The 21,872-nt window shown below is 72.3% G+C and carries 22 protein-coding genes and 1 pseudogene; 12 read left to right on the top strand and 11 right to left on the bottom strand.

Annotated elements, in window-relative coordinates:
* Positions 1–114: 114 nt before the first annotated feature.
* Together AB0L59_RS15075 and AB0L59_RS15070 are read right to left on the bottom strand one after the other, a co-directional pair.
* On the bottom strand, positions 115–1,734 hold the full coding sequence (locus AB0L59_RS15075) for an amidohydrolase (RefSeq protein WP_365582927.1): 1,620 nt from the start codon (positions 1,732–1,734) through the stop codon (positions 115–117).
* Positions 1,735–1,772: 38 nt separating this feature from the next.
* Entirely contained in the window at positions 1,773–2,405 is a 633-nt protein-coding gene (locus tag AB0L59_RS15070) for a TetR family transcriptional regulator C-terminal domain-containing protein (RefSeq protein ID WP_365582924.1), read from the bottom strand.
* A gap of 91 nt (positions 2,406–2,496) precedes the next feature.
* On the opposite strand from AB0L59_RS15070, the gene AB0L59_RS15065 reads away from it, so the two are divergent.
* A complete protein-coding gene (locus AB0L59_RS15065) occupies positions 2,497–3,948 on the top strand; it encodes a cytosine permease (RefSeq protein ID WP_365582921.1) in 1,452 nt (483 codons plus the stop codon).
* Between the two features lie 365 nt (positions 3,949–4,313).
* Here the strand turns inward: AB0L59_RS15065 and AB0L59_RS15060 are convergent, their stop codons facing one another.
* Positions 4,314–4,811, bottom strand: a complete 498-nt coding sequence (locus AB0L59_RS15060) for a hypothetical protein (RefSeq protein ID WP_365582918.1) — start codon at positions 4,809–4,811, stop codon at positions 4,314–4,316.
* A gap of 78 nt (positions 4,812–4,889) precedes the next feature.
* Between AB0L59_RS15060 and AB0L59_RS15055 the strand changes: the two genes are divergently transcribed.
* The 3 genes from AB0L59_RS15055 to AB0L59_RS15045 all read left to right on the top strand — a co-directional run bounded on the left by AB0L59_RS15055 (position 4,890) and on the right by AB0L59_RS15045 (position 7,038).
* Positions 4,890–5,237, top strand: a complete 348-nt coding sequence (locus AB0L59_RS15055; protein ID WP_365582915.1) for a VOC family protein — start codon at positions 4,890–4,892, stop codon at positions 5,235–5,237.
* Between the two features lie 107 nt (positions 5,238–5,344).
* Positions 5,345–5,704 carry a DUF779 domain-containing protein gene (locus AB0L59_RS15050; RefSeq protein WP_365582912.1) on the top strand — a complete coding sequence of 120 codons (360 nt, stop codon included), beginning with the start codon at positions 5,345–5,347 and terminating at the stop codon, positions 5,702–5,704.
* A 143-nt stretch (positions 5,705–5,847) separates the two neighbouring features.
* Entirely contained in the window at positions 5,848–7,038 is a 1,191-nt protein-coding gene (locus tag AB0L59_RS15045) for a phosphodiester glycosidase family protein (RefSeq protein ID WP_365582909.1), read from the top strand.
* 2 nt (positions 7,039–7,040) lie between these two features.
* Here AB0L59_RS15045 and AB0L59_RS15040 read toward each other — a convergent pair whose 3' ends face one another.
* The 6 genes and pseudogenes from AB0L59_RS15040 to AB0L59_RS15015 form a co-directional block, all read right to left on the bottom strand.
* On the bottom strand, positions 7,041–7,235 hold the full coding sequence (locus AB0L59_RS15040) for a hypothetical protein (RefSeq protein WP_365582906.1): 195 nt from the start codon (positions 7,233–7,235) through the stop codon (positions 7,041–7,043).
* 104 nt (positions 7,236–7,339) lie between these two features.
* Positions 7,340–7,942, bottom strand: a pseudogene (locus tag AB0L59_RS15035) (hypothetical protein); the annotation flags it as partial.
* 217 nt (positions 7,943–8,159) lie between these two features.
* On the bottom strand, positions 8,160–9,242 hold the full coding sequence (locus AB0L59_RS15030) for an acyl-CoA dehydrogenase family protein (protein WP_365582903.1): 1,083 nt from the start codon (positions 9,240–9,242) through the stop codon (positions 8,160–8,162).
* A complete protein-coding gene (locus AB0L59_RS15025; RefSeq protein WP_365582900.1) occupies positions 9,239–10,420 on the bottom strand; it encodes an acyl-CoA dehydrogenase family protein in 1,182 nt (393 codons plus the stop codon). Before AB0L59_RS15025 ends, AB0L59_RS15030 begins: the two co-directional genes overlap by 4 nt.
* A complete protein-coding gene (locus tag AB0L59_RS15020) occupies positions 10,417–11,382 on the bottom strand; it encodes an NADPH:quinone oxidoreductase family protein (RefSeq protein ID WP_365582897.1) in 966 nt (321 codons plus the stop codon). The genes AB0L59_RS15025 and AB0L59_RS15020 overlap by 4 nt, the downstream gene beginning before the upstream one ends.
* An 86-nt stretch (positions 11,383–11,468) precedes the next feature.
* On the bottom strand, positions 11,469–12,041 hold the full coding sequence (locus AB0L59_RS15015; protein WP_365582894.1) for an XRE family transcriptional regulator: 573 nt from the start codon (positions 12,039–12,041) through the stop codon (positions 11,469–11,471).
* 64 nt (positions 12,042–12,105) lie between these two features.
* Between AB0L59_RS15015 and AB0L59_RS15010 the strand changes: the two genes are divergently transcribed.
* From AB0L59_RS15010 to AB0L59_RS14990, 5 genes are all read left to right on the top strand, one after another.
* Positions 12,106–13,062 carry an NAD(P)/FAD-dependent oxidoreductase gene (locus AB0L59_RS15010; protein WP_365582892.1) on the top strand — a complete coding sequence of 319 codons (957 nt, stop codon included), beginning with the start codon at positions 12,106–12,108 and terminating at the stop codon, positions 13,060–13,062.
* A 29-nt stretch (positions 13,063–13,091) separates the two neighbouring features.
* Positions 13,092–14,630: an ATP-dependent DNA ligase gene (locus AB0L59_RS15005; protein WP_365582889.1), complete on the top strand. Its 1,539-nt coding sequence runs from the start codon at positions 13,092–13,094 to the stop codon at positions 14,628–14,630.
* Positions 14,627–15,100, top strand: coding sequence for an NUDIX domain-containing protein (locus tag AB0L59_RS15000; RefSeq protein ID WP_365582886.1), 474 nt, complete (start codon positions 14,627–14,629; stop codon positions 15,098–15,100). Before AB0L59_RS15005 ends, AB0L59_RS15000 begins: the two co-directional genes overlap by 4 nt.
* Before the next feature lie 75 nt (positions 15,101–15,175).
* On the top strand, positions 15,176–16,561 hold the full coding sequence (locus tag AB0L59_RS14995) for an NADP-dependent succinic semialdehyde dehydrogenase (RefSeq protein WP_365582883.1): 1,386 nt from the start codon (positions 15,176–15,178) through the stop codon (positions 16,559–16,561).
* 26 nt (positions 16,562–16,587) lie between these two features.
* Entirely contained in the window at positions 16,588–16,821 is a 234-nt protein-coding gene (locus tag AB0L59_RS14990; RefSeq protein ID WP_079048970.1) for a DUF6213 family protein, read from the top strand.
* Here AB0L59_RS14990 and AB0L59_RS14985 read toward each other — a convergent pair.
* Positions 16,818–17,441: a transcriptional regulator gene (locus AB0L59_RS14985; protein ID WP_365582879.1), complete on the bottom strand. Its 624-nt coding sequence runs from the start codon at positions 17,439–17,441 to the stop codon at positions 16,818–16,820. The two genes, AB0L59_RS14990 and AB0L59_RS14985, sit on opposite strands and share 4 nt — an antisense overlap.
* 185 nt (positions 17,442–17,626) lie before the next feature.
* Between AB0L59_RS14985 and AB0L59_RS14980 the strand changes: the two genes are divergently transcribed.
* The 3 genes from AB0L59_RS14980 to AB0L59_RS14970 are packed head-to-tail and all read left to right on the top strand — an operon-like array spanning position 17,627 to position 20,442.
* Positions 17,627–18,691: a type III polyketide synthase gene (locus AB0L59_RS14980; RefSeq protein WP_365582877.1), complete on the top strand. Its 1,065-nt coding sequence runs from the start codon at positions 17,627–17,629 to the stop codon at positions 18,689–18,691.
* Between the two features lie 7 nt (positions 18,692–18,698).
* Positions 18,699–19,913, top strand: a complete 1,215-nt coding sequence (locus tag AB0L59_RS14975; RefSeq protein WP_365582874.1) for a cytochrome P450 — start codon at positions 18,699–18,701, stop codon at positions 19,911–19,913.
* Positions 19,914–19,920: 7 nt separating this feature from the next.
* A complete protein-coding gene (locus AB0L59_RS14970; protein ID WP_365582871.1) occupies positions 19,921–20,442 on the top strand; it encodes a cupin domain-containing protein in 522 nt (173 codons plus the stop codon).
* 84 nt (positions 20,443–20,526) lie between these two features.
* On the opposite strand, the gene AB0L59_RS14965 is transcribed toward AB0L59_RS14970, so the two are convergent.
* Positions 20,527–21,753: an acyl-CoA dehydrogenase family protein gene (locus tag AB0L59_RS14965; protein ID WP_365582869.1), complete on the bottom strand. Its 1,227-nt coding sequence runs from the start codon at positions 21,751–21,753 to the stop codon at positions 20,527–20,529.
* Positions 21,754–21,872: the final 119 nt, after the last annotated feature.

Below are 21,872 nucleotides of genomic sequence, written 5' to 3'. Positions count from 1 at the left end.
CTGGCCCCCGTACCGGACGACAGAGCCCGGCTGTGCGGTACCTGGAGTCACCACACGCCGTCGGGGGGCGTCGTCGTGACCGGTCGCGCCTTCCCCGCGCCCTTGCGCGGCGCCTCAGACCTCCGCTCCCCGATGGGTGACCCGGCCCCCGACCACCGTGAGCAGCACCGGCAGCCCGGCAAGCTCCGTGTCGGGCACGGCCAGCGGATCCTCGGCCAGCACCGTGAGGTCGGCCCGGCAGCCGACGGCCAGCCGGCCCGCCCGGTCCTCCTCCCCCGCCGCCCAGGCGGCGTTGACGGTCATGCCCTGCAGCGCCCGCAGGGCGCTCAGGGCCTGGTCCGGGCCGTGCGGCGGCAGGGAGAGGTCGGCGGGACGGCGGTGCCGGGCCCCGGCCATCACCTGCAGCGGCGGGTACGGCGCGACGGGCCAGTCCGAGCCGAGCACGACCCGTGCCCCGGCCTCCCACAGGTCACGGCAGCGGAACGCCCGCCCGGCCCGCTCCTCGCCCAGGCGCCGCGACCAGTTGTCGGTGTGGTCGGCGCGGGTGAACTCGCAGCAGTGCGTGGGCTGCATGGAGGCGGCGACCCCGAGCGGCGCGAACCGCCCTACGGTGTCGTCCGGGACGGTCTCGATGTGCTCGACACGGTGGGTCACGACGCCGGCGGCCTCGGCCCGGGCCTTCTCGACGGAGTCGAGCACATGCCGTACCGCCGCGTCGCCGATCGCGTGGGTGGCCGTGGGCACGCCGGCCCGGTGGAGGGCTCCGACGACCTGGGTGTAGCGCTGCGGGTCGGACCAGTAGGCGTGCGCCGACTCGCCGTGACAGTCGGGGGTCTCCAGCCAGGCGGTGCCGTTGTCGATGGTGCCGTCCATGAACAGCTTCACGCCCGCCACCCGCCACAGCACACCGCCGGTGCCCTGGAGCCGGATGAGTTCGGCCACGGCGTCGTCGTCCGCCTCGGGCCGGCACCACGGGGCGATCCGCAGCCGCAGGGGCAGCTCGTCCCCGGCCTCCAGCGCGGCGTAGACGGCGAGGCTGTCGCCGTTCGCGTCCATGGCGTGACCGCCGGTGAGGCCGGCGGCGGCCATGCCGCGCAGCACCTCGGTGGTCCGGGCCCGTACCTCGGCCTCGGTGGGCCGGGGGGCGACGGCCTCGACGAGTGCGCAGGCGGCGTCCTCCAGCAGCAGGCCGGTGGGCCGTCCGCCGGCGTCACAGACGATCTCGGATCCCTGCCCGAACCGGCGCGGCCCGTCGATGCCCGCCGACTCCAGCGCCCGCTCGCTGGCCAGCGCCGAGTGCGCGTCGAAGAGGTCGATCAAGGCGGGTACACCCTCGAGGACCGCGCCGAGGGCCGCGTTGCCGACGGGGGCGGTGCCGAAGGCGTTGGGATCCAGGCCCCAGCCGCGCAGCCAGGCGCCCGGCCGCAGCTCCCGTGCCGCCGCGGCGAGCGCGGTCCGTACGGCGTCCAGGTCCCGGCAGCCGGACAGGTCGACGCCCATGGTGCGTTCGGCGCCGGACACCGGGTGCAGATGCCCGTCGGTGAGTCCCGCGGTCACCACGGCTCCGCGCAGTTCCACGACCGTGCTGCCCGGTCCGGCGAGGGCGCGGGCGTCCCGGTCGTCGCCGAGGAAGCTGATCCGCCCGTCCCGCGCGGCCAGCGCGGTGTGCGGGAGCAGCGTGCCCGAGCCGGGGTCGAGCAGCCGGGCGGAGAGCAGGACGAGATCGGCGGGCACGGGGGTTCCTTTTCGGCAGAGGGGTGGGACGGGGCAGGTCAGGCGTTCGGATCCAGGGCGCCGGGCGGCAGGCCCAGTTCCCGCTCGGCCGTGGTGACGGGCATGCGCAGCACCGCGGCCGGGCGCTCGGGGGTCACGGTGTTGGCGTGGGCGCCCAGACCGTCGAGGACGACGAGGATCCGGATGGTCGCGGCCAGGGGGTCGTCCGTGTGGAACTCACCGGCGGCCACCCCGTCCCGGATCAGGCCTGCCAGCCGTCCGCGCCAACCGGCCTCCTGCTCGGCGACCCGGTCGCGCAGGACGGGCCGGTAACGGCTGAGGTGGCGGGCGTTGATCCACAGCCGGCTGACGGCGTCGTACGCCTCGCCCGAGGTGCGGGCGAGGAAGCCGGCGAGGTGGCCGGTGGGGCTGCCCTGGGCGCGCTCGGCGGGGAGCAGGCGGTCGAGTTCGGCGGTCGCGGCGCTGCCGAAGGCCTCGGCGACGAGGTCCTCCGCCGAGGGGAAGTAGTGGCTGATCAGGCCCGGGCGGACCGCGAGTTCCTCGCCGATCCGGCGCAGGGTGATGCATTCCAGGCCCTCGGTCAGGGCGATGGCGGCGGCCGCGTCGACGATCTCCGCCCGCCGGGCGGCCGGGTCCTTGCGAATCCGTTTGCGCTGAACGCTTGACGACATACCGGCGATGCTATTGAGTAACCGACCAATAAGCAACTGGTCAGGCGCCCAATAAGCGCCCGGGCCGGTCCCACCGCTCCCGGAGGGCCTCATGGCGTCCACGCTCCCCGACCCGATCCCCGACGCGCACCCCATGGCCGCGAGCGGGAACACCTCCGGTATGTCCGCTCCCGAGCGGGCCGGCGGCATCGAGGCCCACGGCATCGACCACATCCCCGACACCGAGCGTCGCGGGCGTCCCCGCGAGCTGTTCTCGGTGTGGGCGGCCGCCAACGTGAACTACCTCAGCCTGGTGGTCGGCGGCGCGCTGGTGCTGATGGGCCTGAGCCTGTGGCAGGCGATGACGGTGATCGTCGTCGGCAACCTGTTCTGGGTGCTCACCGGGCTGCTGGCCGTCCCCGGACCGTCGGCGGGCGCACCGAGCGAGGTCGTCACCCGGGCCATGTACGGGGTGCTCGGGAACCGGGTCAACAACGCGGTCACCGGCTGGACGATCTCGGTCTGCTACTTCGCGCTGAACCTGGCCGCCGCGGCGACCGCCGCCTTCTCCCTGGTCGCCCGTACCGGTCTGCCGGTGAACTCCACGGTGAAGGCCCTCGTCGTGGTGCTCATCGCCGCGGTCACCCTCACCATCAGTGTCTGGGGCCACTCCGCGATCATCCGGCTGTACGTGCCGATCACCCTCGCCCTGACCGCCGTGTTCGCCGTGCTGGGCGCCGTCGTGGTGCGGCACACCGACTTCGGTTACGTGCCCGACCGGCCGCTGACCGGCAGTGCCCTGTGGGCAGCCCTGCTGGCCGGTGTCTCCCTCATCGCCTCGGGCCCGCTGTCGTACACCACCAGCGCGGACTTCTCCCGCTATCTGCCGCGCACGGCCTCTCCCTGGGCGGTGGCCGGCTGGACGGCGTTCGGCGGTTTCCTGTCCAGCGTCCTGGTCTGCGGCATCGGCGCGTTCGCCGCGACCGCCGTCGACATGAACGACCCGGAGTCCTCGCTGCAGCGGCTGCTGCCCGGCTGGTTCCGCCCGCTGTTCCTGCTCGCGCTGGTCCTCGGCACCGTCGCCCTCAACGCGCTGACCGCCTACAGCGCCGGTCTCGCCCTCCAGGCCGTCGGCATCCGCATCCGGCGCTCGTTGAGCGTCCTCGTCGACGGCACCGTCTCCGTCTCCCTCACCCTGTACGCCCTGCTCGTCTCGGACTTCCTCGACACCGTCGGCGACGTGCTGCAGCTGACCGTGGTCCTGCTGGGCCCGAGCACGGCCGTGTACGCGACCGACATCCTGCTGCGCCGCAACCGCTACGACGGCCTCGCTCTCGGCGACGAGTCCCGCAACGGGCCCTTCTGGTACACGGGCGGGTTCAACCGGGCCGGGGTGCTGGCCCTCGGGGCGGGCGTGGCCGCGTCCGCGGTGTGCGTCGACACCGCGTACACCGGGCCCCTGGCCGCCGCCCTGGGCGGCATCGACCTCGCCCTGCCGGCGGGGCTGGTCGTGTCCTCGGCGGTGTACGCGCCGCTGATGCGCCGGATCCGCGTCACCGGCTGAGCCACCCACCGGCTCACACCGCGCCGAGGGGGCCGGGGCCGGCCGTACCGAGCCGCCGCGCGAAGCCGGCGGCTGCTCCGGGGATTGCCGCAGCGGTACGGCCCGCCCACGTGTCGTAGCGAAACCCTCAGGGCCCGCACGTCTCCAGCCGGCCGGACAGCGGCCACCACCAGGCGGCGCAGAACACCCCGCCGGGCACCTCCGTGTACGAGGTCAGACCATCCGCCGGACGCCGTGCAGCACCGGCCCGCCGCGGTGCGGGGTCGGTGCCCGAGGGCCGACTGCGCGGTGACCTGAGCCGCAGCAGACACCGGCGGCCCTCGTCCGGCTCGGGGGAGAACCGGGCGGCTCCGGATCCGGGCGGGTCAGCGCGGCCTGCCGTCCTTGCGGCGCTTGCGGTTCGGGCGGCGGGGGCGGTGGACCGTGTCCATCTCCCCTATCGCGGCGCGGACATGGGCCGGATCGCCCGGCCGGGAGCCGCCGGCACACCACCAGGACGGGCGTCCGGGGTCCTCGGTCACGTGCATCCCGAGCCCGTGCAGGGTGCACACGGGCCAGGCCTGCCACAGGCGCTCGGAAACCGTTTCCTGGGCAGCCTCGGCGACGGCCCGGAGGGCTCCGGCGGCGGACGCGGTCGGCCACAGGGAGTTGCCGTGCGAGTATCCGTCCGCGAAAGCGACGTGGACCCGCTCGGGACCGTCGTCCTCCTCGAAGCCCGGGTACGCGACGAGGCACAGCGGCTGCCGCTCGGGCAGGGTCACCGCCAGGTCCCGGTTGACCGCGGTCAGCGCCTCGTCCCAGAGCGGGTGTTCACCGGCGGTCACGAAGCGCGGTTCGGGCGGGTGGAAGGGCGAACGGTGCATGATCCCATCCTCGCAGGCGTCCGACCGGCTACGCTGACCGACCGTCCACCGCAGCCGACCGACCACCGGAGCCGTGAGATGCATGTACGCCGGGTCGTGCCCAACGTCCAGTCGACCGCGCTGCCGCAGAGCGCCGAGTTCTACGGAGTGCTGGGGTTCGAGGAGGTCATGAACCACGGCTGGATCATGACGCTGGCCTCCGCCGGGAACCCGGCCGTCCAGCTGAGTCTGATGACCGAGGACCGCACCGCCCCCGTCGCCCCGGACCTGAGCATCGAGGTCGAGGACGTCGACGCGGCGTACGCGGCGATGCGGGAGCGCGGCGCGGAGATCGTGCACCCGCTGACGGACGAGGAGTGGGGGGTGCGGCGGTTCTTCGTGCGGGATCCCAACGGCCGGGTGGTGAACGTCCTCGGCCATCGCTGAACCGGTCCCCCGGCGGAGAGAACGACGCGTTCTGGACGGGCCGGTGACGACCCGTGAGACTGGTCGGACCAGACGCTCCGCGCGCCAGCCCTTCAGGACGGTGACCCATGGTCGAGGAAATCCCGCGCGTCGAACTCACCCCCGAGGCCGCGGACCTGGTGCGGCGGCTGCACGCCGTGCACGGTCCGCTGATGTTCCACCAGTCCGGCGGCTGCTGCGACGGCAGCGCGCCCATGTGCTATCCGGACGGCGAGTTCCGTACCGGCGGCTCGGACGTGCTGCTGGCGGAGCTCTCGGTGGACGGGGTGGCCGAGCCCGTCACCTTCTGGATGTCCCGGAGCCAGTACGAGGCGTGGAGCCACACCCGGCTGATCGTGGACGTGGTACCCGGACGGGGCAGCGGCTTTTCGCTGGAGGCACCCGAGGGGGTGCGTTTTCTCACTCGTTCTCGCGTAGTCGACGCCTAGTCGGCCCGGCGGTCGCCGCACTCTGGTCCACTGCCCCTTAGAACCGTACGACAGCCCGTACGACAGGGACAGTTGACGAGACATCAGGGGGCACGGTGACCAGACGTCACAGGCGTTCGGCAGCGGGCAGAACGATTCTCACGGTGGTCACGGCATTCGGGGTGCTGGCCGGTGCGGCCCTGGCGGGGGCGGCACCGGCCGGTGCCGTACCGGCGGGCCGACGGATCTCGCCGGGTGTCACGTACCGGCAGTTCGACGTCGAGGCGGCCGCGGGCCCGGCGCACGTCCATCTCCTCACGGTCGACCTGGCCGATCCGCACGTACGCGTGGACCTGCTGTACCCGGGGGTGGTGGCGGCCCGGGCCACCGTGGCCGGGATGGCGGACGCGGCCGGGGCGCTCGCGGGGGTCAACGGTGACTTCTTCAACATCACCGAGACCCAGCATCCGGGCGTGGAGGCCACCGGCGCGAGCGTCGGGCCCGCGATCGCGGACGGACAGGTGCTCAAGGCGGCGGTGCCGGGGGGCCAGCGGTTCGGGCCGTCGCTGCCGCCCGGGACCAGCACGCGGGACGTCTTCGGGGTGGGCACCGACCGGCGGGCCCGGCTGGACCGCCTCTCTCTCGCCGGCACCGTGCACACGCCGGAGGGCACGTTCCCGCTGAAGGGTCTCAACCAGTACGCGCTCGCGGAGAACTCGATCGGCGCCTTCACCTCGCGGTGGGGCAGCGCCTCCCGGATGCGGGCCGTGTGCGGTACCGACACCCAGCGCTCGGCGCCGTGCAGCACCGACACCTACGCGGTGAAGGTCCGGGGCGGCCGGGTGGTCTCCGCCTCCCATGCTCCCGGCAGCGGCGCGATCCCGGCGGGCACCACGGTACTGGTGGGCCGCGAGGAGGGCGCGCGGCAGCTGCGCAAGCTCTCCGTCGGGGACGCGGTGAGCGTGACGCACCGCCTGGTGGCGGCCTCGTCCGGGGTGCCGTACGCGTTCGCCATCGGCGGCTTCCCGGTCCTCAGGGACGGCGAGGAGCTGTCCGGCCTCGACGACGCCACCTCGGCGGTGCGCACGGCGGTGGGATTCAACGGCGGCGGACGCCGGCTGCTGATCATGGCGCTCGACGGGGCCGCCGCGTACCGGACCGGCATGACGGTCAAGGAGGAGGCCGACACCATGCGCTCGCTGGGCGCGTCCAACGCGTTCAACCTCGACGGCGGCGGCTCGACAGAGCTGGTCACCCGCGACGACGGCGCGGGTGCCGTGACCGTCCGCAACCATCCGAGCGGCGGCGCCGAGCGCCCGGTCGCGAACGGCATCGGAGTGTTCCCGGCCGGCTGATCTCACGGGCGCATCGTGCTCACCAGGTCCGCGGTCGCGACGAGCCCGCTGTGAATGGTGGGCGCCATGCTCGTGCCGGCCAGGAAGAAGCCCAGCAGCACGCAGACCAGGGCATGGGAGATCTTCAGCGCGCAGTTACGGATGAAGATCACGGTCAGGACCAGGAGCAACAGCACCGCAGAGATGGGAATGACCACCGGAAAGCCTCCTCCGCCACGCCCCCTTGAGTGGCGTTCGGCCGCAAGTGTGGCGCAGCGGAGGGCTGGTCCGGGCCGCTGACGTGTCCCCCAAACGTGTGGTGTTACGCGGTGGGGTGGGCGTCGAGGAAGGCCTCCAGGCAGGCCGGGTCGTCGGTGTTGGGGAAGTCGACGCCGGGGCGAGGAGTTCCGTCCACAGGGCGTCGCGGGCCGGCCCCGCGGCGTCCGGGGTGGCCCAGAACCACACCTGCTGCCCGCGTGCGTGCGCCGCGGCGGTGATGCTCCTCGGCTTCCGCCGCTCGGTGTCGGGGAACGCGCCCTCACCCGTCAACGTGACGTTCTGTGTCCAGTTTTCGCCGATGAGCGAGATGAAGGTGGCGGGTGCGGCGCCGCCGAGGTCGGTGAGCCGGCCGTCGTGGACGGCGCGGCGCTCGTCCTGTGCCGCCATGGGGATGCGGGCAGCGCGGTCGCCGAAGACGACGGCGGTGACGGCCCCCGGGTGCACCCGGCCGTGCGCGTACCGGCTGACAGGTGCGGGTGGCGGCGCAGATGGCGGTCGAGTTCGAGGTACGTCGACGAGCCCTCGGTCTTGATGTCGATCAGGAGTTGCAGCGGGCGGCGCCAACCCCGTTGGAAGACCGGCGGTTGGCCCCCACCTGGGCGGCGAGGGGCTCCAGGTAGAGCGATTCGAGGGTGCGGGTCGGGTCGCGCGCCGAAGAGGGGGCGCGGGCGGGGAGGGCTCCGCGACGGGAGGTGAGGGCCATGTTCTGCCCCCTCGAGGTGCCGGATGGGGCCGAAGGGAGTGTGCGTGCCCCTACCACCGAAGAGGCCTTTTCCCGCAGGGAGCTGGCGCGCTGTTCACTTCTCCGGCGCGGGTTCACGGGAAAGCCCGCCCCGGCTGGGGCGGGCTTCACGCCGACCGGGTCAGGGCGCCTGGAGGTCGACCAGTGCGGCGAGGGCCTCCCGGTGGGCGCCCGCCGTGCCGTAGGCGATCGAGTCGGCCTTGGCCCGCTTCAGGTACAGGTGGATCGGATGCTCCCAGGTCATGCCGATCCCGCCGTGCAGCTGCAGCGCCTCCTCGGTGGCATGGACGGCGACGGGAGCGGCATAGGCCTGGGCCACGGCCACGCTCACGTCGGTGTCCTCGCCGGAGGCCAGCGCGTCCGCCGCGGCGCGGGCCGTGGCCCGCAGGTTCACGACCTCCAGCCACAGCTGGGCGAGGCGGTGCTTGAGCGCCTGGAATCCGCCGACGGGCCGGTTGAACTGCTTGCGCTCCTTCAGGTAGCGGACCGTCTCGGTCAACGCCCATTCGGCGACGCCGAGTTGCTCGGAGGCGAGCAGGCCGGCGGCGGCGCGCAGAGCGCGCCGTACGGCGGGTTCGGCCTCGCCGACGCGGCGGCCGGAAGCGCCCTCCAGCCGGACCGTCGCCAGGGGGCGGGTCAGGTCGAGGGAGGTCTGCGGGGTGACCGTCACGGCGTCGGCGGGGACGGCGTAGAGGCCGCCGTCGTCGGCCGGGACGAGCAGGACGTCGGCCACGGCCGCGTCGGCGATGCCACGCAACTCCCCGTGCAGGGTGCCGTTGTCGACGCGTACGGTCTGCAGGGCGGCGCCCGGAGCCGCGTGCAGGCCGACCGCGAGGGCGCCGATGGTGCGCCCGGAGGCCAGCCGTCCCAGCAGCTCGTCGTCACCGCAGGCCAGCAGGGCCTCGGTGGCCACGACCGCGCTGGTGAGATACGGCACGGGAGCGACCGCGCGACCCAATTCCTCAAGGACCACGGCGACTTCGCGATGCGAGGCGCCCTGACCGCCCTGTTCCTCGGGCACCAGGAGGCCGGCCAGTCCCATGCCCTCGGCGTGCAGCTTCCACAGGGCGAGGTCGTGCGGGGCGGCCGACTCGGTGCGGGCGATGACGTCGGCCGGAGCGCAGTGGTCGGTGAGCAGGTCGCGTACGGCGGCCCGCAGCGCCTCTTCCTCCTCGGAGTAGAGAAGATCCCGCTGTGTGCTCATCGGGCCAGGTCCTTCCATGCGACGTCCTTGTCGGTGCGCGGCTCGGCGGGCAGGCCGAGGACGCGCTCGGCGACGATGTTCAGCAGGACCTCGCTGGTCCCGCCCTCGATGCTGTTGCCCTTGGCGCGCAGATAGCGGTAGCCGGCGTCGCGGCCGGTGAAGTCCACCAGCTCGGGTCGGCGCATGGTCCAGTCGTCGTACGCGAGCCCCTCCTCGCCCCGGAGTTCCACCTCCAGGCCGCTGATCTCCTGGTTGAGGCGGGCGAAGGCGAGCTTCATGCCGGCGCCCTCGGGGCCGGGCTGGCCGGCGACGAGCTGCTGGCGCAGGCGCTCGGCGGTGAGGCGGGAGACCTCGGCCTCGACCCACAGCTTCAGCAGCCGCTGGTGCAGGTCGTGCGTGCGCAGTTCGGGGCGTTCCCGCCAGGTCGTCGCGACCGGGCCGATCATGCCGCCCTCGCGGGGCAGCCGCATGCCGCCGATGGCGACACGTTCGTTGTTGAGGGTGGTCTGCGCGACCCGCCAGCCGTCGCCGACCTGCCCGAGGCGGCGGGCGTCGGGGATGCGGACGTCGGTGAGGAAGACCTCGTTGAACTCGGCCTCGCCGGTGATCTGGCGCAGTGGCCGGACTTCGACACCCGGGTCGGTCATGTCGCAGAGGAAGTAGGTGATGCCGGCGTGCTTGGGCACGTCCGGGTCGGTGCGGGCGATGAGGATGGCCCAGCGGGCGTTGTGCGCGCCGGACGTCCACACCTTCTGCCCGTTGACGACCCAGTCCTCGCCCTCCCGCACGGCCCGGGTGCCGAGCGCGGCCAGGTCGGAGCCGGCGCCGGGCTCGCTGAACAGCTGGCACCAGATCTCCTCCCCGGTCCACAGCGGCCGCAGATAGCGCTGCTTCTGCTCCTCCGTGCCGTACTTGAGGATGGTCGGGGCGGCCATGCCGAGCCCGATGCCGTTGCGGCGTGCGTCGTTGTCGGGGGCGCCCGCGGCCTCGAGTTCGGCGTCCACGGCGGCCTGGAGGTGGCGGGGCGCCCCCAGTCCGCCGAGGCCCTCCGGGTAGTGCACCCAGGCGAGGCCCGCGTCGAAGCGGGCGCGCAGGAACTCCAGGCGGTCGGTGCTCGCGACCGGGTACCGGTCCAGCAACTCCCGTGTGCGGCGGCGCAGTTCGTCGGCGTCGGTCATGCTGCTTCCTCCATCACCACGGCGATCCGGCCGGTGGACCGGCCGTCCGCCACCTTCTGCACGGCCACGGCGGCCTCGCTCAGCGGCACCCGCTCGCTCACCAGGGGCTTGATCGCGCCGCGGGCTGCCAGGTCGGTCAGCTCCTCGTGGCAGCGCAGGATGAGCTTCGGGTTCTTCGTGGCGTACAGGCCCCAGTGCAGGCCGAGGATCGAGTAGTTCTTCACCAGCGCGTGGTTGAGGGCCGGGCTGGGGATGGTGCCGCTCGCGAAGCCGACGACGACGATCCGGCCCTCGAAGGCGACGAGCTTGGCGGACTGCGCGTAGGCGTCGCCGCCGACCGGGTCGTAGATCACGTCCGCACCGCGTCCGCCGGTGGCGTCCTTCACGGCCGCGATCACGTCCTCGCCACGGCGGTCGACCACCACGTCACAGCCCAGCTCGCGGGCCACGGCGGCCTTGTCCGCGCCGCCGACGACTCCGATCACGGTGGCACCGGCCGCCTTGCCGAGCTGGACGGCGGCGCTGCCGACCCCGCCGGCTGCGGCGTGCACGAGCAGGGTCTCCCCCGCCTCCAGGTGGGCCCGGCGGTGCAGGCCGAACCAGCCGGTCTGGTAGCCGATGTGCAGCGCGGCGGCCTCGGCGTCGTCCAGGGAGTCGGGCGCGGGCAGCAGGACTCGGGCGTCGGCGAGGGCGTACTCGGCGAAGCCGCCGTACGGCAGCGCGGGGTTGGCGATCACGCGGCGGCCGTCCTCGGTCTCGCCGCAGATCTCCACGCCGGGCGTGAACGGCAGCGGCGGCCGCACCTGGTACTGGCCCCGGCACAGCAGCGCGTCCGGGAAGTTGATGTTGGCGGCGCGCACCCGCAGCAGCACCTGGCCGTCGCCGGGCGTGGGCCGCTCCACCTCCGCGAGGCGCATCACCTCGCTCGGCTCGCCGTTCTCGTGCACTTGCCATGCCTGCATGCGGGGCCTCCACGGGACTGCTTCGTCTGACCGGGTCCGACGGCATACTAAGCGGTCGCTTGCCCATCAGGGAACAGTCATCCGCGTCACGACTGCCGGGGCCGCGCCCGTACGTGCATCCGCTCCCCCTGCGGCCCGAACAGACTGAGGAACTCCACCGGCCCCTCCCCCGTCGACCCGAACCAGTGCGGCACGCGCGTGTCGAACTCGGCGGCCTCTCCCGCGGCCAGCACCACGTCGTGCTCGCCGAGGACCAGCCGCAGTCGGCCCGAGAGCACGTACAGCCACTCGTAGCCCTCGTGGGTGCGCGGCTCCGGCTCCTGCCTGCGCTTCGGTTCCAGCACCTTGAAGGCCTGCAGACCGCCGGGCTGACGGGTCAGCGGCCAGTGGGTGCGCCCGCCCCGCACGATCGGCTTGGAGCGCACCCGGGGGTCCCCGACCGGCGGCGCCCCGACCAGCTCGTCCAGCGGCACCTGATGGGCCTGGGCGATCGGCAGCAGCAGTTCGAGGCTGGGCTTGCGCAGGCCCGACTCCAGCCGGGAGAGGGTGCTCACCGAGATCCCCGTCGCCTCGGACAGCGCGGCCAGGGTCACCTCGCGCTCCTTGCGGATGCGCCGCAGCCGCGGGCCCACTTCCGCCAGTACGTCGTCCGTGCTCATGCCTCTATTGCAGAATCGGCAAATGCTTTTGTCAATCCGGCGGGTTTCGCGTGACCGTCGGGACATGACCGAGAACAACACGTACGAAGTCGTCGTCGTCGGTGGCGGAGCCGCCGGGCTGTCCGCCGCACTGGTCCTCGGCCGGGCCCGGCGCCGGACGCTGGTGGTGGACGCGGGCGAGCCGCGCAACACGCCGTCCGCCCACATGCACGGGTATCTGTCCCGGGACGGCATGTCGCCGGCCGGGTTCCTGGCCGTCGGGCGCCAGGAGATCGCCCGGTACGGCGTGGAGCTGGTCCGGGACCGGGCCGTGGACGCGGGCAGGGACGGTTCCGGTTTCGCCGTGGCCCTGGCGGGCGGTGGGGCGGTGCGGGCCCGGCAGCTGGTGATCGCCACGGGACTGAAGGACGAGCTGCCGCCGGTGCCGGGGCTGGCCGAGCGGTTCGGCCGGGACGTGGTGCACTGCCCGTACTGTCACGGCTGGGAGGCCCGCGACCTGCCGACCGGGGTGCTCGCGATCTCCCCGCTGGGCGTGCACCAGGCGTTGATGGTCACCCAGTGGTCGAAGGACGTGCGGTTGTTCCTGCACGAGGTGAGCGAGTCGGAGCTGACCGACGACGATCGGCGCCGGCTCGCCGCCGCCGGAGTCACCGTCGTGCCCGGGAAGGTGGCGGAACTCGTCGTGGCCGACGACCGGCTCAGGGGGGTGCGGCTGGCTGGGGATGCCCCCTCCGGGGGAGGCACGCCGCACGCCTGCGAGGTGCTGTACGCCGCCCCGCGCGCCGTACCGAACAACGACCTGCTGCTCAGGCTGGGCGCCGACATGCGCGAGACGCCGTTCGGCACCTACCCGGTGATCGACGAACGGGGCCTGACGAGCGTGCCCGGGCTGTGGGCGGCGGGCAACGCGAGCGGCTTCGCCGAACAGGTGATCAACGCGGCGAGCCGGGGCTACCGGGCGGGGGCGGCGATCAACGGGGAGCTGCTGATGGCCGACCTCGACGCGGGCGTCCGGGTGTAGACCCCCTTTCCCCGGTGCACCCTGATGGCATGCTGCTGATCCGGCTGGCCCAGGTGTCCCGGGAGGTCGCCGCGACGGCGGCCCGGTCCCGCAAGACGGCGCTGCTCGCGGAGCTGTTCCGGGAGGCGGAGGCGGACGACGTGCCGATCGTCATCCCGTATCTGGCCGGACGGCTGCCGCAGGGCCGGCTCGGCGTCGGCTGGAAGGTGCTGGGCCGCCCGGTGCCGCCGGCCGGCGAGCCCACGCTGACCGTCCGCGAGGTCGACGCCGTGCTCGGTGAGCTGGGCAAGGTGTCCGGGCCGGGCTCGCAGGCGGAGCGGGCCCGGCTCGTCGGTGAACTGATGGGCGCGGCCACGGAGGACGAGCAGCGTTTCCTGCTCGGGCTGCTCACCGGCGAGGTGCGGCAGGGCGCGCTGGACGCGGTCGCCGTGGAGGGCCTCGCGCAGGCGACAGGCGCCGACCCGGCCGCCGTACGCCGGGCGGTGATGCTCGCCGGGTCGCTGCAGACGGTCGCCCAGGCCCTGCTCGCCGAGGGACCCGGGGCACTCGACCGGTTCCGGCTCACCGTGGGCCGCCCGGTGCTGCCGATGCTGGCCCACAGCGCGTCCTCGGTCGCGGAGGCGGTGGAGAAGCTGGGCGCGTGCGCGGTGGAGGAGAAGCTGGACGGCATCCGGGTTCAGGTCCACCGGGACGGCGACCTGGTCCGGGTGCACACCCGTACCCTGGACGACATCACCGACCGGCTGCCCGAAGTGGCGGGCGCTGCACGGGAGTTGCTGGGCGAGCGGTTCATCCTGGACGGCGAGGTGATCTCCTTCGACGCGGCCGGGCGGCCCCGGTCCTTCCAGGAGACGGCGGGCCGGGTCGGCTCGCGGACCGACGTGGCGAAGGCGGCAGAGGAGGTCCCGGTCTCCCCCGTCTTCTTCGACGCCCTGTCGGTCGACGGCACCGATCTGCTCGACCTGCCCTTCGCCGAGCGGCACGCGGAGCTGGCCCGGCTGGTGCCCGAGCCGATGCGGGTGCGCCGCACGGTCGCCTCCGGGCCTGAGGACATCGCGGAGGCGGAACGGTTCCTCGCCGAGACACTGGCCCGCGGCCACGAGGGCGTGGTGGTCAAGGCGCTGGACGCGCCGTACAGCGCGGGCCGGCGCGGGGCCTCCTGGCTGAAGGTCAAGCCCGTCCACACCCTCGACCTGGTGGTGCTGGCCGCCGAGTGGGGCCACGGCCGCCGTACCGGCAAGCTCTCCAACCTCCACCTCGGCGCCCGTAACCCCGACGGCACCTTCGCCATGCTCGGCAAGACCTTCAAGGGCATGACCGACGCGATGCTCGCCTGGCAGACCGAGCGGCTGCGGCAGCTGGCTGTGGAGGACACCGGCTGGGTGGTCCGGGTCCGTCCCGAACTCGTCGTGGAGATCGCCTACGACGGCCTCCAGCGCTCCTCCCGCTACCCGGCCGGCGTCACCCTCCGCTTCGCCCGCGTGGTCCGCTACCGCGAGGACAAACGCCCCGAGGAGGCCGATACGGTGGAGGCCCTGCTGGCGGCCCACCCGGAGGTCACACCGTGACGGTGCGTGCGACGAAGCACAGCGCGGGACTGCTGTTGTTCCGGCACACCGATGAGGGACTTGAGGTCCTGCTCGGCCATATGGGTGGTCCCCTGTGGGCGAAGAAGGACGCCGGGGCGTGGACCGTGCCCAAGGGCGAGTACGAGCCCGACGAGCCCGCCTGGGACGCCGCCCGGCGCGAGTTCCAGGAGGAACTGGGGCTGGTGCCGCCCGGCGGGAAGGCCGTACCGCTGGGCGAGGTCACGCAGAGGAACGGCAAGATCGTCACGGCGTGGGCCGTGGAGGCGGATCCGGACCTGAGCGGTTTCAGCCCCGGAACCTTCGCCATGGAGTGGCCGCCGCGGACCGGGCGGGTGCAGGAGTTCCCGGAGCTGGACCGGGTGGAGTGGCTGGGTCTCGACCGGGCTCGCGAACTGATCATCACGGCACAGGCCGCGTTTCTCGACCGGCTGGCGGAGCACTCGGGCTGAAGCGGACCCCACGCGTTGCGGACGGCCGTACCGCGCGCGAAGGTCGAAGCAAGCCCGCTCCCAGGGAGGTCAGCCATGCCCATCGCGACGGTGAACCCGGCGAACGGCGAGACGCTCAAGACGTACGAGGCCATGGGCGAGGAAGAGCTCGAACGCCGGCTCCAGCTCGCCGAGGCCACGTTCCGCACCTACCGGACGACCACGTTCGCCGACCGCGGCCGCCTGCTGAACAAGGCCGCCGACCTGCTGGACGAGGACCGGCAGGAGATCGCCAGGGTGATGACCACCGAGATGGGCAAGCCGATCAAGCAGGCCCGCGCGGAGGCCGCGAAGTGCGCGAAGGCGATGCGCTGGTACGCCGAACGCGCCGAGGGGCTGCTGGCCGACGAGGAGCCCGCCGAGTCGGACGTGAAGGACTCCGGCGCGTCCCGGGTCCGGGTGCGGTACCGGCCGCTGGGGCCCGTCCTCGCGGTGATGCCGTGGAACTTCCCGCTGTGGCAGGTGATCCGGTTCGCCGCGCCCGCGCTGATGGCGGGCAACGTGGGCCTGCTCAAGCACGCCTCCAACGTCCCCCAGACGGCCCTGTACCTGGAGGACCTGTTCCACCGGGCGGGCTTCACGGAGGGCTGTTTCCAGACGCTGCTGATCGGGTCGGCGGCGGTGGACGACATCCTGCGCGACGAACGGGTCAAGGCAGCCACCCTGACGGGCAGCGAGCCGGCGGGCCGCGCGGTCGCCTCCACCGCCGGAGAAATGATCAAGAAGACGGTGCTGGAGCTGGGCGGCAGCGACCCGTACATCGTGATGCCCTCCGCCGACCTGGACCGGGCGGCGGACACCGCGGTGACCGCGCGGGTGCAGAACAACGGGCAGTCGTGCATCGCCGCCAAGCGGTTCATCGTGCACTCCGACGTCTACGACGCCTTCGCCGGGAAGTTCGTCGCGGGCATGGAGGCGCTCAGGACCGGCGACCCGCTGGAGGAGGACACGGACATCGGGCCGCTCGCCAGCGAGCGCGGGCGGGCGGACCTGGAGGAGCTGGTCGACGACGCCAGGCGCGCGGGTGCCGAGGTGCTGTGCGGCGGCCGGCGCCCCGACGGGCCGGGCTGGTTCTATCCGCCGACCGTGCTGGCCGGGATCGCCCGGGAGATGCGCATCCACCGGGAGGAGGCGTTCGGGCCGGTGGCCACGCTGTACCGGGCCGACGACGTGGACGAGGCGCTGCTCATCGCCAACGACTCGCCGTTCGGTCTGAGTTCGAACGTGTGGACGCGGGACGAGGGCGAGGTGGAGCGGTTCGCCCGCGACCTGGAGGCCGGGTCCGTGTACGTCAACGGGATGACGGCCTCCCATCCGGCGTTCCCGTTCGGCGGCGTGAAGCGGTCCGGATACGGGCGTGAGCTGTCCGGGCACGGAATCCGCGAGTTCTGCAACATCACCACGGTTTGGCAGGGTGCGTGAGCACTGCGCGGCTACCATCCCCTTTTGTGAACCGCGAAGTGACCCTGCCTCTGATCGTCGACGACCGCGGTACCTTGCAGGTGGCTGCGGCCGACGTGAGTAAGTTGCTGCGGACCGTGGGCGGGCGGTGGCTGCGGCTTGTCGAGGCCGGGGAGCAGGGGTTGGACGAGGACACGGTCGCTGCCCTGACCATTGAGCTGGCCAAGTTGGCCGATCGCATCGACGTGGCTTGTATCGCGCACAGCAGTGGGGCGCCCTAGTCCGACTGTCCCACCGTTTCCCAGAACATGCGCTCGTACCTCTGGAGCAGGGTTCCGTACGTGTGTGCGCTGTCCGGGTCCAAGGTGCCCGTGTCCAGGCCCGCCTGGACCGCTTCCGTCGCCTGCCGGTCCAGTTCCGGAGCCGGTGCGGCGAAGAAGTCGAAGAAGGCGCAGGACTCGTCCGTGAAACCGTAGTGCGTGCGCAGGCCCGCCGCGATGCGGGCGCAGTAGCCGCCCCAGGCCGAGAAGTTCGCCACGAGGGCCAGCCAGGAGACGTAGGCGGGGTACGCCTGGCAGCCCGCCAGGGGGACGTACGTCCGTGCGCGCTCGCCGGTGACGCCGCAGCCCCGGGCGAAGGCGGTCAGGTGCCGTGCCGCCAGTTCCTCGCCCGTCGCGAGCGTGGTGAAGAAGGCCGCCGGGGCGGGGTCGGCGCGCCGGGCCAGGTGCTCGAAGGAACGGCGGTCGGCGGGGATCACCCACCGCTGTTCCAGGGCGAGGCGGGCGAGAGCCCGCGGGGATGCCTCGCCGCTTTCCACGAGCGGCACGAAGGCGTTGGCCTCCGGGTCCGGGGCCAGGGCTCCGGTGGTCGTCCGCAGCAGGTCGCCGGCCGATGCGGTCATGGTGTGCTCCCTCGCGCGTCACGTGCGGCTTCTCGTCCGACCGTGACACGGGATCCCCGATCTGGAGTAGTTCGGCGCGAGATCGTCGCCGGACCGGGTGATCGTGGGTGGACCACCTCCTGAGGTGAACGACCATCTGACCGGCGGGCGCAGGCCTTCCGGAAGGCTGAAAGCAGGCACGGTTCATGGCGACTTTGTGCAGACCCTCGGTGTCGGTTCCGGAACACGTGATCACGATGGAGGAGACGCTGGAGCTGGCGCGCTCCCGCCACGCGGACCACCCCCAACTCCCGCTCGCGCTGCGACTGATCGAGAACACGGGTGTCAAGACCCGGCACATAGTGCAGCCCATCGAGGAGACCCTCAAGCACCCCGGCTTCGAGGAGCGCAACAAGCTCTACGAGGCCGAGGCCAAGGCTCGGGTCCCCGCGGTGATCCAGCGGGCGCTCGACGACGCCGAACTCCTGACCACCGACATCGACGTGATCATCTACGTCTCGTGCACGGGCTTCATGATGCCCTCGCTCACGGCGTGGCTGATCAACGAGATGGACTTCGACCCCACCACCCGACAGCTCCCGATAGCCCAGCTGGGCTGCGCGGCCGGCGGTGCGGCGATCAACCGCGCGCACGACTTCTGCTCGGCCTACCCCAACGCCAACGCGCTGATCGTGGCCTGCGAGTTCTGCTCGCTGTGCTACCAGCCCACCGACCTCGGCGTCGGATCGCTGCTCTCCAACGGACTGTTCGGTGACGGCATAGCCGCCGCCGTGGTCCGTGGCACGGGCGGCACCGGCATCGAGCTCGAACGCAACGGCTCGTACCTGATCCCCAAGACCGAAGAGTGGATCATGTACGACGTCCGCGCGACCGGCTTCCACTTCCTGCTCGACAAGCGGGTGCCGGCCACCATGGAGCCGCTGGCCCCGGCCCTGCAGGACCTCGCGGGCATGCATGGCTGGGACGCGTCCGACCTGGACTTCTACATCGTCCATGCCGGCGGCCCCCGCATCCTCGACGACCTGAGCAAGTTCCTCCAGGTCGACCCGCACGCGTTCCGGTTCAGCCGGGCGACCCTCACCGAGTACGGCAACATCGCCTCCGGCGTCGTGCTGGACGCGCTGCGCCGCATGTTCGACGAGGGCGGCGCCCACGACCGGGCGCGCGGGCTCCTCGCCGGGTTCGGACCCGGCATCACCGCGGAAATGGCGCTGGGCCGCTGGCGCGGCTCCGACCGAGAGACGGCATGAGTGCGGCATGACCGAAGAAACGCTCACCGAGACCCTGCCCCCGATCCGGCACTGGCCGGCGCTCGACCTGACCGGGACGGACTTCGACCCGGTGCTGGCCGAGCTGATGCGCGAAGGACCGGTCACCCGTATCCAGCTGCCCAACGGCGAGGGCTGGGCCTGGCTGGTGACCCGGATGGACGACGTGCGGATGGTGACCAACGATCCGCGATTCAGCCGCGAGGCGGTCATGGAGCAGCCGGTCACCCGGCTGGCCCCGCACTTCATCCCCGACCCGGGCGCGGTCGGCTTCCTCGACCCGCCCGACCACACCCGGCTGCGCCGCTCGGTGGCGGCCGCGTTCACCGCGAAGGGTGTGGAGCGGGTGCGGGAGAAGGCGCGCGCCATGCTCGACGAACTGGTCGACGAACTCCTCCAGGACGGCCCGCCCGCGGATCTGACGGCCACGATCCTCAGCCCGTTCCCGATCGCGGTGATCTGCGAGATGATGGGCGTCCCGGCCGCCGACCGGCACACCATGCACACCTGGACCCAGCTCATCCTGTCCTCCTCGAACGGCAAGGAGATCAGCGAGAAGGCCAAGCGGGAGATGGCCGCCTACTTCTCCGACCTCATCGGGCTGCGCGAGAACAGCACGGCCGAGGACGTGACCTCCCTGCTCGGCGCCGCGGTGGGCCGGGGCGAGGTGACCCTCGGGGAGGCCGTCGGGCTCGCCGGTCTGCTGCAGATCGGCGGCGAGGCGGTCACGAACAACAGCGGGCAGATGTTCTACCTGCTGCTGACCCGCCCCGACCTGGTGGCGCGGCTGCGCGCGGAGCCGGAGATCCGCCCCAGGGCGATCGACGAGCTGCTGCGCTACATCCCGCACCGCAACGCGGTCGGCCTGTCCAGGATCGCCCTGGAGGACGTGGAGATCAGAGGCTTCCACATCCGCGCGGGCGACCCGGTCTACGTCTCCTACCTGGCCGCCAACCGCGACCCGGACGTCTTCCCCGACCCGGAGACGATCGACTTCACCCGCAATCCGAACCCGCACGTCTCCTTCGGTTTCGGCCCGCACTACTGCCCCGGCGGCCAGCTCGCCCGGCTGGAGCAGGAGCTGCTGGTGGACACCCTGCTGGACCGGATTCCGGGCCTGAAGCTGGCCGTGGCGCCGGAGCGGGTGCCGTTCAAGAAGGGCGCGCTGATCCGGGGCCCCGAGTCCCTGCCGGTGGCCTGGTGAGCGGGCCATGACCTGGACCGAGGGACTGTACGTACCGCCGGGCCACGGCCGTGTCGTCGAGACACCGGCCCAGCGGGTGACGTTCAAGGTCACCGGCGTGCACTCGCGGATGGCCTCCACCTTCGAGGTGGAGGTCCCGCCGGGCTTCGACGTGGGTGCCCATGTGCACACGCGCAGCGAGGAGTTGTTCTACGTCCTGGAGGGCGAACTGGACGTCCTCGCCTTCGAGCCGCGCATCCGCACCCCCGACAACTGGAAGGGGTGGGAGTCCAGTTCGGGCAGCCGAGTGGTGCGGGCGACGCCGGGAACGGTCATCGTCGTACCGCCGGGGTGCCCGCACGCCTTCGCGAACCCGACGGACTCGCCGGCGAAGATGTTCTTCCAGGCGAGTCCGCCACCGGACCACGAACGCTATTTCGAGGAGCTGCTGGAGATCCTCGGGAACGGGGGCCCACCGGACCAGGAGGCGATCGAGGCCCTGCGGGCCAAGTACGACATCGAGCAACTCACACCTTTGAGACACCGTTGAGCGTCCCGATCCGAAGGGGCGCGGGGAACTGCGCGACCAGCCACGCACCGCCGTGTGACCGGATCGCGCAGCACCCCCGCGGCGCTACCGAATCGGCATCCCCGCCAGCGTGCGCGCGATGACGAGCCGCTGGATCTCGCTCGTGCCCTCGAAGATCGTGTAGATCGCGCTGTCCCGGTGCATCCGCTCGACCGGGTACTCACGGGTGTACCCGTTGCCGCCGAGGATCTGAATGGCCTGAGCGGTCACCTTCTTCGCGGTCTCACTGGCGAACAGCTTGGACATCGATCCCTCGGCCGCCGTGAACGGCTTGCCGTTGACCGCCATCCAGGAGGCGCGCCAGACCAGCAGGCGGGCGGCGTCGATCTGGGTGCGCATGTCCGCGAGCTGGAAGGCCACGCCCTGGTTGTCGATGATCGGCCGCCCGAACTGCTCCCGGGTCGTGGCGTAGTCGAGGGCCACCTCGTACGCGGCCCGCGCGGTGCCGACGGCCATCGCGCCCACGGCCGGCCGCGACGCCTCGAAGGTCGCCATCGCGGCGTTCTTCACGCGCTCGCCGCCCGCCTTCGCCTTCTCCCGGGCCCGGGCGAGCCGCTCGTCCAGCTTCTCCTTGCCGCCGAGCAGGCAGGAGCCGGGGACGCGGACGTCGTCGAGGACGACCTCGGCGGTGTGCGAGGCGCGGATGCCGTGCTTCTTGAACTTCTGGCCCTGGGCGAGGCCCGGCGTGCCCGGCGGGACGATGAAGGAGGCGTGGCCCTTGGAGCCCAGCTCCGGGTCGACGCTCGCGACGACGACGTGGACGCCCGCGATGCCGCCGTTGGTCGCCCACGTCTTCGTGCCGTTGATCACCCACTCGTCCCTGGCCTCGTCGTACACGGCACGCGTGCGCAGGGAGGCGACGTCGGAGCCGGCGTCGGGCTCGGAGGAGCAGAACGCGGCGACCTTGACGTCGTTCTGGTCGCCGTACATCTGCGGGATCCAGGTGCCGATCTGTTCCTCGGTTCCGTTGGCGAGCACGCCCACGGCGGCGAGACCGGTGCCCACGATGGACAGGGCGATGCCGGCGTCGCCCCAGAACAGCTCCTCCATCGCCATCGGGATGCCGAGTCCGGTGGGGTCGAAGTACTGCTGCGCGTAGAAGTCGAGGGAGTAGATGCCGACCTTCGCGGCCTCCTGGATGACCGGCCAGGGAGTCTCCTCGCGCTCGTCCCACTCGGCCGCCGCGGGGCGCATCACGTCGGCGGCGAAGCCATGGAGCCAGTCCCGGACTTCCTTCTGTTCGTCGTTCAGCTCCATGGTGAACTCGGCCATGTCCCCTCCAGCGGCGGCAGTACGGTGTTACTAGCGGTAACAAGAGTCTGTTACCGACGGGTAGGAAAAGTCAACCGCTGATGACGGCTCGGCATCCCGTTCGATGTCAGGGGCACAGT

This window comes from Streptomyces sp. NPDC052109, assembly GCF_040680195.1.
Lineage (GTDB): Bacteria > Actinomycetota > Actinomycetes > Streptomycetales > Streptomycetaceae > Streptomyces.
The sequence above is the reverse complement of the archived record's forward strand: the minus strand, read 5'-3'. Positions and strand labels throughout refer to the sequence as shown.